This is a genomic window from Kangiella sp. HZ709 (assembly GCF_009674675.1).
Taxonomy (GTDB): domain Bacteria; phylum Pseudomonadota; class Gammaproteobacteria; order Enterobacterales; family Kangiellaceae; genus Kangiella.
On record NZ_WKJC01000001.1, the window covers coordinates 1777154 to 1791528 of the forward strand.

The window sequence follows — 14375 nt, forward strand, 5'->3', positions numbered from 1 at the left end:
ATTAATAACACTTAATAAAGACGGATCGGTTTTGTGTTAAGAAATTTTGGGAGGTATAAAAAATTCCTGGGAAGGATTCAAGTAATGATGCTTATTAAAGACTAGTAATTTGCCTTTGCGCAAGTGGATAAAAGTGCTGAACAGAGCTTGCTGATTGTAAAAGCTCGATGAGCTAGCCATCAAACAATCACACTCTTCACAGCAGTCACTTTGTTCATCGGTTTTTGTAGGTTTTGACGCCAATTGCTTGGACATCATCTCAGCACAATGATCGCTATTTGAATTGGGCTGAATCATCTCATTTGTATCTACTTTCATATCCATGTTATGACTAGTCATACTCAGGCTTTTGGGCACTACTAACGAAAGCAGCAGCGCACAAATGGACAGGAGTGAGATGATGGATTTATTCATACTACAAATAATATACCGAAATACCCTTATTTTAAAGCGGCATTAATTCGTTTTAAAAACTGCTCAGCGTCTTCAAATCCAGTGGCCCTATATTGAGGCAATTCCTGTCCTTGTGCGTTAAAAAACATAATACTGGGCAATCCTAATACGTCGTAGGCTTCCATAAGCTCAACATCGAACTGATCATTATCAGTCACATCGGCTTGTAATAAAACCGTATTAGAGAGTGCTTGCGCTACTTCAGGGCGACTAAAGACCAGCTCTTCAAATTCATAACAAGCTGCACACCATTCAGCAAAGAAATCCAGCATTACGGTTTTGTTTTCAGCTTTGGCTTGAACCACCCTGGCTTGAAGTTGTTCTAAAGTCTTTACTCGTTCGAAAGGCAGGTGTTGATTTGATTCTGCAACCGCTGTGCCACTGCTGACATAGGTACCTTTTAATGGGCTAACTAAGTCGCGATTACCTTGGGCGCCGCCAATAAATAATAAAGTTCCGTAAACCATTAAAGCTAAACCAATGGCTTTAAAGAAATTATTCCAACCAGCTTTAGGTAAAGAACTTTGAAATAAATAATAGCCTGGTATTAAGGCTAATAGAGCCCAACCATACATGTAGATTGAGTTGGGTAATAGGTGTTTAACCAGATATAAAGCGACAGCTAACATGGCAACACCAAAGGCTGCTTTGATGGCATCCATCCAAGCGCCGGCTTTTGGCAGGAACTTTCCACCAGTAACGGCAATAATAATTAGCGGGATACCCATGCCTACGCCAAGTCCATACAAAGCGGTAGCGCCTAAAAGAATATCGCCTGATTGTGCAATGACCAATAAAATTGCGATTAATGGGACTGTGACACAAGGTGATACGATCAAAGCAGAAATAACACCCATGATCGCTGTTCCGATATAACCGCCTTTTTGGTCATTGGACTTTTGCGCCAGTTTAGCCTGCATACTTGAAGGCAGTTGTAATTCATAAAAACCAAACATGGAAAGCGATAACAGTACAAAAGCTACGGCAGCGCCGATAACAAAATAAGGATGTTGTAAATAACCTGATAAAGACTTACCAGCAAGCGCAACTAAAACCCCTAAAATGGTGTAAACAATCGCAACTGCTTGGGTGTAGGTTAAGGATAAAGCAAAGGCACGACGAGTATTTAACTTGTCACCTTGCCCAGCAATAATTCCTGAAATAATTGGAATCATGGGGAAAACACAAGGCGTAAAAGTAAGCCCTAAGCCGATTAAAATAAATTTAAAGAAATTCCAAAGAATACTTTTATTGTTTAAATCATCCACTAACTTATCTTGCTCAGAAGCAAATTCAGGAGTACTAGAGGATGCTGCTGGGTTTGATCCTTCTGATGAGCTAGTAGAGCTCGTTGCAGTAACTAAAGAGCTATCAACGTTTAAGTCAAACTCGCGAGTTGTAGGCGGGTAACACAAACGATCTTCGGCGCAACCTTGAAAATCTAAAGATACCTTTATTGATTTGCTACTAGCCGCAGTGATCGGCCCGGCAAATTCTAAAAACTTATAATAGACTTCAGTTAATCCAAAATAAGGATCATCTTTTTCATAACCCTCTGGAATAATGAGCTCACCGAAAGAAGCATTTTTTGATGTTAGCTTAAGGCGCATCTTATAGAGGTAATAACCCTCAGCTATATCAAATTTCACGATGACTTGGTCGTCTAATATCTCAAGTGTTGGAATAAAAGCATCATCTACAGATAATAATTTATCTTCTTTGGCAATAAGCGAACCCAGATCGATGGCTGGGCTTGCGTTAGCGTTAAAGCCAGTTGAAATTAAAAGTAGAAAAATAAAACTAAAAATCTTTTTCATCATCATTTTCTTGGTTAAGTATCCGGGTGAATTTCTAGAGTTTAGTGTCTAGAGAGTTTGTTAGCCATTGCCCATAAGAGGCGGAAACTTCGTTAATATTACAACTAATTAGTTCTGGGACATCATATGGATGGTTTTTATCTAACCAGTCTTCAATTGCTGCAAACTTAGCTGTCTTGGATTTTATTAAAAGTAGTACTTCTTGCTCTTGCTCAATCTTATCCTGCCAAGAGTAGATGCTAGTCACCTGCGGCATTAGATTAACACAGGCCGCGAGTTTCAATTTGACTAAATCACGCGCTAGCAATTCTGCGCTGGCTTGATCGGGCGCGGTTGATAGCAATATTTGAAATTCAGGGGTATTCATTCTTTTCTTTCGTAATCATAACTCGTTACAATTATCGAGCTTGTAATATGATGGTTAGCAGCCATTATATGATTAATACATTGAGAAACCATGCCCTTAACTGGTGAATAAGCGTAAAAGTTTGTCAGTAAAGGTAGCGTGAATGGAAATGACTTGAAGAGTTAACGAGAAAAATATGTGGTTTAGACACTTTATCCTGTTGTTTATCGCTATTGCGATTGCCGAAGTTTATGTTCTGATTGGTGTTGGCGGTCTGATCGGTACAGGCCCAACAATTGCATTGATTATTCTGACTGGCGTAATTGGCGTTAATATGCTGAAAGGGCAGGGTATTAGTGTGTTTGCTCGTTTTCAGGAAAAACTAGCAACGGGACAGGCACCGGCAGAGGAAATGGTTGAAGGTGTTTTGTTAGTAGTGTCAGGAGCCTTTTTGATAACGCCTGGTTTTCTAACGGATACATTGGGCTTTTTATGGCTTATTCCTCAGAGCCGTGACTGGTTCGCTAAAAAATTAATTAAGTTAGGCTGGTTTAAGTCCGTCAAAACCGGTGGCTTTAACGCACAATCAAGCCAAAACCCTTTTGAGTCGCAGCAACCCAAGCAACAAGATGATGGGGTGATTGAAGGCGAATATGAGCGTAAGGACTAATTCGTCTAACTGCTATTAAAGCAAAACTACATTTATACGGGCTTGTCTTTTTTTATACTTAACGCGACTACCCAAATAGCAAAGATGATTTCTATTATTGCAATAATATAGGGGACTAATTCTGGCTTGGGTTGTTTAAAGAAGATCGTAATCAATCCTACCAAAGTCATTACGCTACCAAGTACCCAGTAACTGAAATCACCATAAGCGGTACGAAAGCCAAAGTAATGAGTACCAACGCCAATGCTGGCAACTGCAAACACCCATTCAGGTTTTATAGGGATCAGTAGCCAAGCAATCACCAACATCGCAATCATTGGAAAGACGGTTTCAATAACAATTTGTCCGCTAGGATGTCCATTGGCTAAAAGAGTGCGCTTAAATATAAGTTTTAAGACTAGTGTGGATAAAGGGAATATCAGCATTCCACCAAAAAAAAGAACAATAAAACCTTGATTTAAACCATAGTAGCTTGCTACCAAGGCAGCTATCAACCAAACGAATCCAGAAACAAAAGCCCCGGTACCACCTCTTAAGTATTGATAACGGGCTTCGGCTTGAGCTTTTTCAATATTCATAATGTGCAATTCCTAATAAAAATTATTTATTTAATCGAATGAAAGCAAAAAGACCTACCACGGCAAAAACGATTTCTAGTACTAAATAAATAAGCATGGTTGGGTTTGGGTTTCCATCAACTATAATGCCGATAAACCTTGTCACTGCCATGCTAACTAAAGCGACAATGACTGAAATTAACCCGAGCCTTAAAGTGGCCTCTTGTGATGCTAACAGATAAAAAATAATGCCAACTGCAATGGTTAAACCTCCATACGTGGCTCGCATATCGATCAGACCCGAAGTTGTGCTGGGTGACGTATCGATAACCCAATTTGAAGACTCCACAGGTATCAATAAAAAAATGATTCCGTATACAACAAAAATCAACGCATTAATCCAAATGATGGTTTTAGCTAGTTTCAAAATATTCCTTGGCATTGTTCGATAATTAACTAATTTATATGAATATCAAGGTATATCAAAGGCTTATTATTGGCGGGCCTTAATGTGACTGGTGATTAATGTGCTCCCTATCACATTATAAGCATCTATAAATTTAACCTATTAACCAGATTGAAAAGCTTGATTTCCTAAAGATTTGACCGAGGTATAGATTGGTAGAGTTATAAAGTTCCAAATACCTAATCTGATAACAAATCAATAGGGGGATTATTATGAAAATATCTATCAAACCATTAGCACTGGGCGTCATGTTAAGTCTAGGTCTTAGTGTAGGCGCGGGAGGTGCGCAAGCTATGAGTACTCAGAATCAATTTTGGTGGCCTGAACAGGTCGATTTAAGTCCTTTAAGACAGCATTCGCCAGAGTCTAATCCTTATGGTGCAGATTTTGATTACGCTAAAGAGTTCGCTAGCCTTGATTTAGATGCACTAAAGAAAGACATCACGGCGGTGATGAAAGATTCGCAAGATTGGTGGCCCGCAGACTATGGCCATTATGGTCCTTTCTTTATACGTATGGCTTGGCACAGCGCCGGCGTCTATCGTATTTTTGACGGCCGTGGCGGTGCTGGTGGCGGACAACAACGTTTTGAGCCGCTCAATAGCTGGCCGGATAATGGCAATTTGGATAAAGCCCGTCGGTTATTATGGCCAATCAAAAAGAAATATGGTCGTAAAATTTCTTGGGCTGATTTAATGGTATTAACCGGTAACGTTGCCATGGAATCGATGGGCTTTAAAACGATAGGCTTTGCCGGTGGACGTACCGACGATTGGGAAGCTGAAGTCGTTGACTGGGGCTCTGAGCAAGAGTGGTTAACGGACGGCAAACGTTATGAAGGGGAGCGCAAGCTTAAGAAGCCACTAGCTGCAGTCCAAATGGGTTTAATTTACGTCAATCCAGAAGGCCCTAATGGTAATCCTGATCCCTTATTAGCAGCAAAGGACATTCGTGAAACTTTTGCCCGAATGGCCATGAATGATGAAGAAACGGTAGCTTTAATTGCTGGCGGCCATACTTTCGGTAAGGCACACGGTGCTAGAAAACCAGATAAATGCGTGGGTAAAGAGCCGGCTGCGGCTGGACTTGAAGAGCAAGGTTTCGGCTGGACCAGTAAATGCGGTACCGGTAAAGGCGCTGATACGGTTACCAGTGGCTTAGAAGGCGCTTGGACCGTTAGCCCTGCGGAATGGACCCATAACTTTTTAGAGAACTTGTTTAACTTTGAATGGGAAAAAACGAAAAGCCCAGCAGGTGCGATCCAGTGGATCCCAGTCAAAGGGCAAGCATCTAATTTAGTACCTGATGCGCATGACAAATCAAAGCGTCATGCTCCAATTATGTTAACCACGGATTTAGCACTAAAAGAAGATCCCGAATACCGTAAAGTTTCGAAGCGTTTTTTAGATAATCCAAAAGAGTTTGAGTTAGCCTTTGCTCGTGCTTGGTTTAAATTAACACACCGTGATATGGGGCCAAATCATCGTTATATCGGCAATGATGTGCCAGCCGGTAGTTTTATTTGGCAAGATCCCTTACCAAAACGTGATTATGATTTAATTAGCTCTCGCGACATTAAAAAACTAAAAACGGAGTTAACTGACAAATTAAGTGTTACGGATTTAGTGCAAACCGCATGGGCTTCTGCCGCTTCTTATCGCGGGACCGACGGACGCGGTGGTGCTAATGGTGCTCGTATTGCGCTGGCGCCGCAAAAAGATTGGGCTGCCAATGATCCTAAAGCTTTAGCTAAAACCTTATCCACATTAAAAGCGATTCAAAAAGACTTTAATGATGATTCTAGTAAACGCAAAGTGTCGCTAGCTGACTTGATTGTATTGGGTGGTGCGGCCGCTTTAGAAAAAGCGGGAAAAGATGGCGGTTTTGATATTGAGGTACCATTTCAAGCTGGCCGAGTGGATGCCACTCAAGCGCAAACGGATGCGGAATCGTTTAATGTGTTGGAGCCAACCGCTGACGGATTCAGAAATTATTTCTCTAAAGATGATAGTCATTACCGTCCTACCGATGCCTTAGTGGACCGTGCCAGCATGTTGAACCTGACGGTTCCAGAAATGACGGTATTAGTAGGTGGTTTGCGTGTGTTAGGAGCTAACTCTGGAGATTCATCCAATGGAGTTTTTACTAACAAAGTGGGAACCTTATCGAACGACTTCTTCGTCAATTTGTTAGATATGTCTACTGCTTGGAGTAAATCTGGTAAAGAAGGTTTATACGATGGAAAAGATCGCAAAACAGGAAAAGTTAAATACACAGCTTCACCAGTGGACTTATTATTTGGTTCGCACGCAGAGCTAAGAGCTATAGCTGAAGTTTACGCAGCTGACGATGGGCAAGATAAGTTCGTCAGTGATTTTGTAAAAGCTTGGCATAAGGTGATGAACTTAGATCGTTCTTAAGCTTCATCTAAAGGTTACCCAGAAGCAATAGCGCCAACATTAAGTTGGCGTTATTCATTCAAAAACCAAGTACTAAACAGATCGTCAACTATTGTACAGTAATAGTAATTTTCTTAGAGAGCACAGGTGCTTTATGCGGGACATGCGCAAAATTCCCCATTAAAAGCTGTAAAGTATGAGTACCTGGTTCTAGGGTTATTTCGGTTTCAGTTTGACCGCCACCAAAGTGAATGACTTGGTCAGTTGCTGGAAGTGGGAATTGCAAATTAGGTAATTCATCTAGATTGACTAATAGATGATGATGACCAGTGTTTTTTTGATTTACTCCTGCAGGCGCAACCCCCATGTTTGACAAGCCAAATACGATTTTGAAAGTGCTATTTACTTCATCACCATCGTTAGGTGAGATAAAATAAACTTCTGCATTTTCGGCTGCTTCGGTGATTAATGGTGAAGCAGTGGCGGCTAAAGAGGTTGTTAGCAGTATTAAACTAGAAGCCAATAGTGTCTTCATTTAAATAACCTTTATGTGGAAATATGAGCTAAGGGTAATCACATTAAGGTGAATAAGTTGTTAACTCAAGACAAAATATAGGGCTATATTTTAAGTTCGTTATCCGTTGACGAATTAACTTCGTTTAGATTTTTATCGTTAGACTCATCTTCATCATCTTCGTAATCTTCTTTCGGCTGGATAATGCCATATGTCAGAAAACCATATAAAACTAAAAAGCCTAGGCCACCAAATACTAATAACAAACCAAAAGTTTTGAAAATATGACCAATGCCATGGTATTTCTCAATGACATCGACTCGCTCAGATAAGCCAGGTTTGTCAGTTTTATATGCGATTTTAACGGTCTCAGCACTATCGTACTGTATAAAAGGGGCTTCAAAATCCTGGTAGTAGCCTTGTCCATTGACTGAGTAAAAGTATCGATATCTAGATTCTTCATCTGATACATACTCTAACTCTTCAAGATCGGCATCAATTAGAATTATATCAGTTTTAAAGTCAACAGCATGATTGTGTCGATCGAGAGCATTATAAAGTCCAAGTACGATAAAAACGAAGAAGGCAGCTCCAAATATTCTAGACAGTATTTTCCGATATTTTTTATGTGTATCAACGTTTAATTTTATTGATATGAATTTTAAGATAGCCTGTCTCGACTTGCTCACGAATAGCTCCTATAAGACAATGGGTAGCTCTATTAAGCTTATATTATGAATAATTCTACAAAAATATTAGAGTAGAATTGAATATTTTTGTAGCCATATATGGCAAATAAGAATGGTACTTATTGCCGTTTGTTGGTTAGCAAGTAACGATAAAGCCATAGCGTTTTAGTATAAAGGCTTGAAGCCGCCATAAAACATTTTTTTAGCATCAAAACCCGAATCAAATTGCTCAACTAGTTTTAGCATCCGAGGATCAGAGGCTACTTTTTTATTAATCAGATCCCGTTCTTGTTTTGAGTTAAAGATCACCCAGCCAAATATCACGGCTTGATTTTTCTCGACACTGTTTAGTTCAACAAAGGAGCGAACACCTTCTAGGTTTAGATCATCGCCAATAAACTCGCGATAATCTAGCGCGCCATGCTCTTTCCAAATTTTAGCAACTTGTTCAACTAACTGTCGATAATTTTCTAATTTATCATTCGATATTGGGAGTACAAATCCATCAATATAATTGGTCATAAATTCTAGGCCTTTATTGGTTGAATCTGAATATGCCTTTGAGCACCTCTGTATTGTCATACACAATAATTAGTTCATCACCATCATGAACCATCGGAAATTCGATATCTTCATCTGCCCAATGATCAAATTCAGCTTCAAGATTGCGTTTAACTTTGACGGTAGCCAATAAATTACCGTTGATTAAAAACTCTAACTCCTCATTTACTTTAAGTGGCAATTGCTCAATTTCTATATCAATATGCTCCGGACCATCATTTTTAAAGCTAGTGAAATCAGCCTCGGATTTACAGTCTTGAAAACGTGAATCTAAGACTTGCATACTAGCAGTAAGGCGTGTGGATACGACACCGCCTTTTTTCTTTCCGAACAAAATAAAAAAGAGAATGATGCCGACTAAAATATACCACCAATGAAATTGCATCAAATAGTCCATAGACACCTCAAGATTGATTGCTATGAGCAAAATCTAGAGCGATAATTTCTTTTAAAACCTCTAAATCGACATCATCTAATTTGTTTATATAGACACATGCAGTAGACTTTCTATGTTTGCCCAAACGAGCATAAAGGTTTTTTGCACCTTTAAAACTATCGCCTAAGTAAAAGGTCATATTGGATTTTCGAGGAGAAAATGCTGCCGCAGGCATATCACCTTCACGACCACTATCGAGGACATAGTGATAAGAGCCAAAGCCAATAATTGATGGTCCCCACATAATAGGCGTGAGTTTAGTTACTTTTTTGTATAAGTCTAAAGCGGCAAGCGCATCTTTTTGGCGACGAGAATTCTCCACACTCAATATGAAGTCATCAACCGAGGCTGACGTAGCTTGAGTTTTGTTTTCAGACATTTCGATACTCCCTGTTCTAAAATACATGATATTCAGCCACAGTGAAGCTCTACTATATATTAAAAAAGGAAAGCGCTCAGCACCAAGTTATCATCTAGAACCGTTAGTATGATTAAGCTTTTTTGACGAAAGCGGCAGTTATCATCATTTCGCCAGCACCATCGACTTTGCAGTCTAGCTCATGATCTTTGCCATCCTTGATGCGACGAATCAAAGCTTTAGTCCCTATTTTTAAAACCAATGAGCTGCCTTTAACCTTTAAGTCTTTAATAAAAGTGACCTTGTCACCTGCAACTAAAGATGTGCCATTAGAATCTGTTGCCGTTGGCTCGTCGCTCTCTTGCACTTCATCAGGGTTCCATTCGTAAGCACATTCAGGGCATATCAGTTGCTGCATGTCTTGATAAACATACTCGGAATCACATTGTGGACAGGGAGGTAATGACATATGTTAATGGATAAATTGCTACTGTTTATATGATTGTAAATCCTATTATGATCTTAAGCGAGCGATAACTGCTAGATAAAAAAATAGCCAGAAAAATCTGGCTATTAATCTAGTAAGACATATTTACTGAGATAAATGTTTATAACGACGCATTATCATTGTGGAAGTATCAACCGCATCCATAAAGGCTGCAGCAGCAGGAGCAGCCATAAATGAGTTCATCGAAGCATCCGCATCGTTTAAAGAATCCCAATGAACAATAACTCTCCAGTAATTATCTTCAGTTAATCCAGATTCGCGAGAAATAAAGCCTGGTTGTTGGCTGACATGACCAATTTCTACTTGTTGATCAAGTGTATTAAAATCTTTAGGGCTTACGCCGTCTTTTAATTTAAATGTAGCAACTTCAACAATATAGTCGTGCTTAAAGTTGAATTTACCATTGTTATTTTTCCAGGTGTCTTTTGCAGCAATAGGTTCAATGACATCCCAATGCTCGACAATTTTACCTTCGCTAACGCGGAATAAGTCATAATAAGAAACGTGTTGATTTGCAAAGGTGCCTTCACTGATGGTTAAAACAAAATTGCCTTGGCCTAATACTGCATGGTTAGAGGTATAAATCATTTGAATACCTTGCTTAGCCATGGCTTCTATTGCTTGCGCTAAACCATCCAGCCCATCAGCCACACTAGTATTATGCTGAATATAGGTTTCTGAATTAATGTAGTTTGTTAATTTATCAAACTGGCCATTGATTAATATGGTATCTATGAAGTCTGAAACCAATGCCTTATTTTCTTGGGTTTTGTCTAAATCCGTTAATTCAACAGAGCCATCTAATTGAGTGCGACCGCTGGGATTTGGACTGGTCGCTTTTTCAGCTAGATTATCCCAGTGCTCAACGATCAGCCCATCTTCAAAACGGAATACGTCAAACCCTACCTTTGGGCCAAAAAAGTTATAGTCCGTATGCGTAAAAACATAGTTGCCATCTTGAAAATTTCTTACGACATTGGCTTTAGCGCTACCTTTTGGTAATGCTTGTAAAACTTCACCAAAGCCAGCCAAGCCGTCAGCTACTGCAAGATTGTGCTGGGTATAGCTTTTTGGATTGACGTAAGATACAGGTGTCTTATCACCAGTTTCGATACTCTGTAGTAAAGCGACCGCTTTATCTTTATTCGATAACTCCATAGCCGTAACCTCGTTGGTATTATTGGTAGAACATGAACTGCAAATAACTAAAGCAGTTGCCGTAATGATTGATTTAATTTTCATATTGCTTCCCCGTAAGCTGTATTTACCAGGGAAATATAATTGATTAGTTGTAAGCTCGGGAGGTTATGAAGCGTCTAAAAATGGTAAATGTCGAACCTTTTAAGACTTTTTAAAATCGGATGGTGTCATTAGTGTGTGTTTTTTGAAGTATTTAACAAAATTGGTTACTTCGTCAAAGCCTAATTCATCCGCTAATATTTGAATTGACTTGTCTTCTAAGATCAGGCGTCGTTTCGATTCAAGAATGATAAAGCTATCGATAAGTTGTTTTGCTGTTTTTCCTAAAGTATTTTTGCAAAGTTGATTCAATGTTTTGTAAGTAATATTTAATTGCACAGCATAGTCAGATGCGTTACGGGTTTTTGTATAGTTAGATTCTACTAAAGACATAAATGCTTCAAGCTTTTCGTTTCGCTGTTGTGATAAAAGCTTTTTCCCCGTTGCTTTAGATTCACGCTCCATCAGCAAAAACAATGAAGAGAATAGATGCATAACGATTAAAGAATTGCTATGTCCTTGTTCAGTTTCTCTGCGTATTTCTTGAATTAAATTTTGGCAACTTTGTTGTAAAGATGGAGACGGATTAAATATAGGTGAATAGTCATGACTTAAGAACAGAGGCCATAGAACCGGTATTTTCATGTTTGTTTGAATATGCTGAATAAACCGGTCTTTAAATAAAATCATTTTCCCTTTTGGATTTTGACTGAGATCAAAAGCATGAATTTGATTCTTACGTATGAAAATAAAAGAGCCTGACTCAAAGTGACTGTGGTTAAAATCTAAAAAGTGAGCTCCTTCTCCTTGCTCAACATGAATGAGTAAATTGAAACCCACTTTGTGAGGTTTTTCAGGATTATGGTCTAAGGATTTTTTTCTATGACTTAACTCTTCTAGATCAACAATTTCTATTAAGGCTTCAAGCTGCTTCGACTTAAAAGGTATCGATGGAATCGTCATAATGTTTTTAAAACGATTAAGTTATAGAGTTTGAGTTAAACAAATATAGTTGCCACAGGTGTCATCAAATATCGCAATTTTAGCGCCGCCCATTACCGTAGGTTCGCTTTTAAACTCGACGCCAAGCGATTTGAGCTTGGCGTATTCTGCGTCAATATCGTCTGAACCAAATGAGGTTGCTGGGATACCTGCGTCATAGAGCGCCTTATAGAATTCCGCAGCTGGTGGAAAGCCCATTGGCTCTAATAAGAATTCGACGCCATCGGCTCCTTCTGGCGAAGTTACTGTAAGCCATCGATGTTCGCCCATAGGAACATCTTCTTTTTTCTCAAAACCTAAAATTTCGGTATAAAACTTTAAAGCTTTTGCCTGATCGTGTACGGGAACACCAGTAAGATTGATTTTCATGACAACTCCTTTTTTATAAATCTATTACTCAGCATAGCAAATCCGTAAGAGTTTCTGCATCTAATTAATTTTTATCAGTTTTTTATCACCCCATTGAAACTCAACTTCAGAATTACTATTCTGTAACTATAAGATTTATATAGGAAAGAAAAATGTTAGGGATCCTCGTTATTTTAGCTGTGTCATGGCTATTATTGCATTTTACCGTTAAGAAAGATTTATTGGTCTTAGGGTTTACGCCTGTTCCGCAAAGGCTGCTTCAATTCTTCTTAGGCATTGTGCTCATGGCGATACTGCTGTTGATAGTCGCTGTAGCAGATACTTGGTGGTATCAATTTCAATGGCAAAAGCAGGAAAGTTTTTCACTAGCATTATTCGGTAATTCCGTTTGGTATTATTTTAAAGCAGTACTTACCGAAGATTTAGTATTTCGTGGTGCGCTTTTGTATATTTTGGTGAAAAAGCTAGGTCCTAATATTGGTATCGCTTTATCGGCGATAGCATTTGGTATTTATCATTGGTTCTCCTTTGGACTTTTTAATGGCGAGATAAGAGTAGTTTTTCTCATCTATGTATTTATCACCACTGGTTTAATGGGGTTGGCTTGGGCTTATGCTTTTGTGAAGACGCGATCGATTATTATGCCGTTAGGTATGCACTTAGGTTGGAACCAAGCACAAGCATTGTTCTATCCAAACCAACCTTATGGCGAGTTGCTTTATAAGGTTATTGAGCGTACTGATGTTAGTGATGGAAGTAATTTAGCCTTTCTATTTGCAAAAGCCATTATTGTGCCTGCTTTAGTGATGGTGTTTGTATATTTTTATACTAAGAATACGGTTAAGGATTTAGCGTAAATTAGATTTGATTACTCTGGTTCGTACTTCGGCTTTAATCGAAAAATAATAAATGCACCTACTAATATTCCTACGGCAGAAAAGATAAGATCATTCGGATCGTAGACGTTATTCCCACCTAAATTATGGAATTTCAACTCTTGGGTAGTAACGTAAATAGTTGCAAGTGTTATCGCTAATAGGTAAGTGACTCGATAAGTAATCTTGGTATATTTTTTCAAATATATACCAATCACGGTCAAGGTTAAAACTCCGATTATTCCTTCGACCAAATTAGGAAACGATAAGAGAAACAACTTAAATAGCACATAGCCTTCCGTCGATAGCACATCAGGGCGGAGCCATTTAGAGAATACAAATAATACTATGACAATGATTTGTATTTTTGCAAGGGTTAGTATGTCTTTCATCAAGCTTTAATTCTTACTTCTTATCCTCGAATAATTCTTCGGCGGTTTCTTTGATGCGTTCGATGCCGGCGTCGATGATTGGGGTTAGGTAGTCGGATGCTTGGTCCATGAGGGCTTCGCCGGTGTTGCTGGCGACTTTTTTGGCGATCTTTTTTAGGGTGGCTTTCAATACACCGCGGAAAGACTTGTCGGGGGCGCCTGCTTTAATCAGGGCTTTTTTGACCGCGGTTTTTTCTTTGGCGGTTAGGTTGGATTCGATCAGCGCGGTTATGGCGTCGAGTCCGAGTTTTACTATACTGGGCGAGAAAGAACCGTCGGAGACAAAGCCGAGTTTTTTGACTTGCGAGCGTAGGTGATCGGAAACCAATGGGTTTTCCACTTCGAGTACATACAAGTCGCCGTCTTTTTGAATTAAGGGTCGTTTTAAAAGATTAATGACTTTTTGATTGAGTTCATCGTCGGAGGAGCGTCTTAATTCACGGTTGTAGATCAGGCTACGGGCTTTGGTTCGGGTGACTTTGAGTTTGGATACCAATTCATACAATTCAGGCTCGGAGTCAATGGCGCCGAGTTGTTCTAAAACATTGAGCACTACTAGTTCGATTTCGCCTTTCGGCAAAGCACCAAAAGCTGGCGAAGTATAGCTTTGCAAAAAGTAAGCTAGTGCAGCCTTGGCTTTTTTTTCGCTGGATGCTTTCAGTATTTTATCGATATTCATGGTGCT

At 39.2% G+C, this 14375-nt stretch carries 18 protein-coding genes and 1 pseudogene; 3 read left to right on the forward strand and 16 right to left on the reverse strand.

All coding sequences use genetic code 11. From position 1 onward, the window contains the following. Positions 1–36: 36 nt before the first annotated feature. The 3 genes from GJS41_RS08330 to cutA form a co-directional block, all read right to left on the reverse strand. Positions 37–339, reverse strand: a complete 303-nt coding sequence (locus GJS41_RS08330; RefSeq protein ID WP_154246812.1) for a hypothetical protein — start codon at positions 337–339, stop codon at positions 37–39. Positions 340–440: 101 nt separating this feature from the next. Then, positions 441–2270, reverse strand: a complete 1830-nt coding sequence (locus GJS41_RS08335) for a protein-disulfide reductase DsbD (RefSeq protein ID WP_255473433.1) — start codon at positions 2268–2270, stop codon at positions 441–443. 34 nt (positions 2271–2304) lie between these two features. Continuing rightward, complete coding sequence (gene cutA / locus GJS41_RS08340) at positions 2305–2637, reverse strand: divalent-cation tolerance protein CutA (protein WP_154246814.1); 333 nt, start codon at positions 2635–2637, stop codon at positions 2305–2307. Between the two features lie 175 nt (positions 2638–2812). Between cutA and GJS41_RS08345 the strand changes: the two genes are divergently transcribed. Then, entirely contained in the window at positions 2813–3286 is a 474-nt protein-coding gene (locus tag GJS41_RS08345; RefSeq protein ID WP_154246815.1) for an FxsA family protein, read from the forward strand. A gap of 32 nt (positions 3287–3318) precedes the next feature. Here the strand turns inward: GJS41_RS08345 and GJS41_RS08350 are convergent, their stop codons facing one another. Continuing rightward, positions 3319–3864: a hypothetical protein gene (locus GJS41_RS08350; protein ID WP_154246816.1), complete on the reverse strand. Its 546-nt coding sequence runs from the start codon at positions 3862–3864 to the stop codon at positions 3319–3321. A 22-nt stretch (positions 3865–3886) separates the two neighbouring features. Continuing rightward, a complete protein-coding gene (locus GJS41_RS08355; protein WP_195758360.1) occupies positions 3887–4270 on the reverse strand; it encodes a DUF4345 domain-containing protein in 384 nt (127 codons plus the stop codon). A gap of 251 nt (positions 4271–4521) precedes the next feature. On the opposite strand from GJS41_RS08355, the gene katG reads away from it, so the two are divergent. After that, positions 4522–6729, forward strand: a complete 2208-nt coding sequence (gene katG / locus GJS41_RS08360) for a catalase/peroxidase HPI (RefSeq protein ID WP_154246818.1) — start codon at positions 4522–4524, stop codon at positions 6727–6729. Between the two features lie 88 nt (positions 6730–6817). Here katG and GJS41_RS08365 read toward each other — a convergent pair whose 3' ends face one another. The 9 genes and pseudogenes from GJS41_RS08365 to GJS41_RS08405 all read right to left on the reverse strand — a co-directional run bounded on the left by GJS41_RS08365 (position 6818) and on the right by GJS41_RS08405 (position 12384). Beyond that, positions 6818–7243: a DUF4399 domain-containing protein gene (locus GJS41_RS08365; RefSeq protein WP_154246819.1), complete on the reverse strand. Its 426-nt coding sequence runs from the start codon at positions 7241–7243 to the stop codon at positions 6818–6820. 83 nt (positions 7244–7326) lie between these two features. Further along, complete coding sequence (locus GJS41_RS08370) at positions 7327–7911, reverse strand: hypothetical protein (protein ID WP_154246820.1); 585 nt, start codon at positions 7909–7911, stop codon at positions 7327–7329. Between the two features lie 165 nt (positions 7912–8076). Further along, positions 8077–8433: a DUF1428 domain-containing protein gene (locus tag GJS41_RS08375; protein WP_195758361.1), complete on the reverse strand. Its 357-nt coding sequence runs from the start codon at positions 8431–8433 to the stop codon at positions 8077–8079. Positions 8434–8446: 13 nt separating this feature from the next. Continuing rightward, the gene (locus GJS41_RS08380; RefSeq protein ID WP_195758362.1) at positions 8447–8857 is read right to left on the reverse strand and encodes a hypothetical protein; all 411 of its coding nucleotides are present in this window, start codon (positions 8855–8857) and stop codon (positions 8447–8449) included. 19 nt (positions 8858–8876) lie between these two features. Beyond that, positions 8877–9287, reverse strand: coding sequence for a DUF1801 domain-containing protein (locus tag GJS41_RS08385; protein WP_154246823.1), 411 nt, complete (start codon positions 9285–9287; stop codon positions 8877–8879). A 112-nt stretch (positions 9288–9399) separates the two neighbouring features. Continuing rightward, positions 9400–9735 carry a zinc ribbon domain-containing protein YjdM gene (locus GJS41_RS08390; protein ID WP_154246824.1) on the reverse strand — a complete coding sequence of 112 codons (336 nt, stop codon included), beginning with the start codon at positions 9733–9735 and terminating at the stop codon, positions 9400–9402. Positions 9736–10161: 426 nt separating this feature from the next. Beyond that, positions 10162–11016: pseudogene (locus tag GJS41_RS08395) on the reverse strand (nuclear transport factor 2 family protein); the annotation flags it as partial. Between the two features lie 99 nt (positions 11017–11115). Then, positions 11116–11976, reverse strand: coding sequence for a helix-turn-helix transcriptional regulator (locus tag GJS41_RS08400; protein ID WP_154246826.1), 861 nt, complete (start codon positions 11974–11976; stop codon positions 11116–11118). 21 nt (positions 11977–11997) lie between these two features. Then, positions 11998–12384 carry a VOC family protein gene (locus GJS41_RS08405; protein WP_154246827.1) on the reverse strand — a complete coding sequence of 129 codons (387 nt, stop codon included), beginning with the start codon at positions 12382–12384 and terminating at the stop codon, positions 11998–12000. Positions 12385–12536: 152 nt separating this feature from the next. Between GJS41_RS08405 and GJS41_RS08410 the strand changes: the two genes are divergently transcribed. Then, positions 12537–13241, forward strand: a complete 705-nt coding sequence (locus tag GJS41_RS08410) for a CPBP family intramembrane glutamic endopeptidase (RefSeq protein ID WP_154246828.1) — start codon at positions 12537–12539, stop codon at positions 13239–13241. Between the two features lie 11 nt (positions 13242–13252). On the opposite strand, the gene GJS41_RS08415 is transcribed toward GJS41_RS08410, so the two are convergent. Then, positions 13253–13651 carry a hypothetical protein gene (locus tag GJS41_RS08415; RefSeq protein WP_154246829.1) on the reverse strand — a complete coding sequence of 133 codons (399 nt, stop codon included), beginning with the start codon at positions 13649–13651 and terminating at the stop codon, positions 13253–13255. A gap of 13 nt (positions 13652–13664) precedes the next feature. After that, the gene (locus tag GJS41_RS08420; RefSeq protein ID WP_154246830.1) at positions 13665–14369 is read right to left on the reverse strand and encodes a hypothetical protein; all 705 of its coding nucleotides are present in this window, start codon (positions 14367–14369) and stop codon (positions 13665–13667) included. Between the last annotated feature and the right edge of the window lie 6 nt (positions 14370–14375).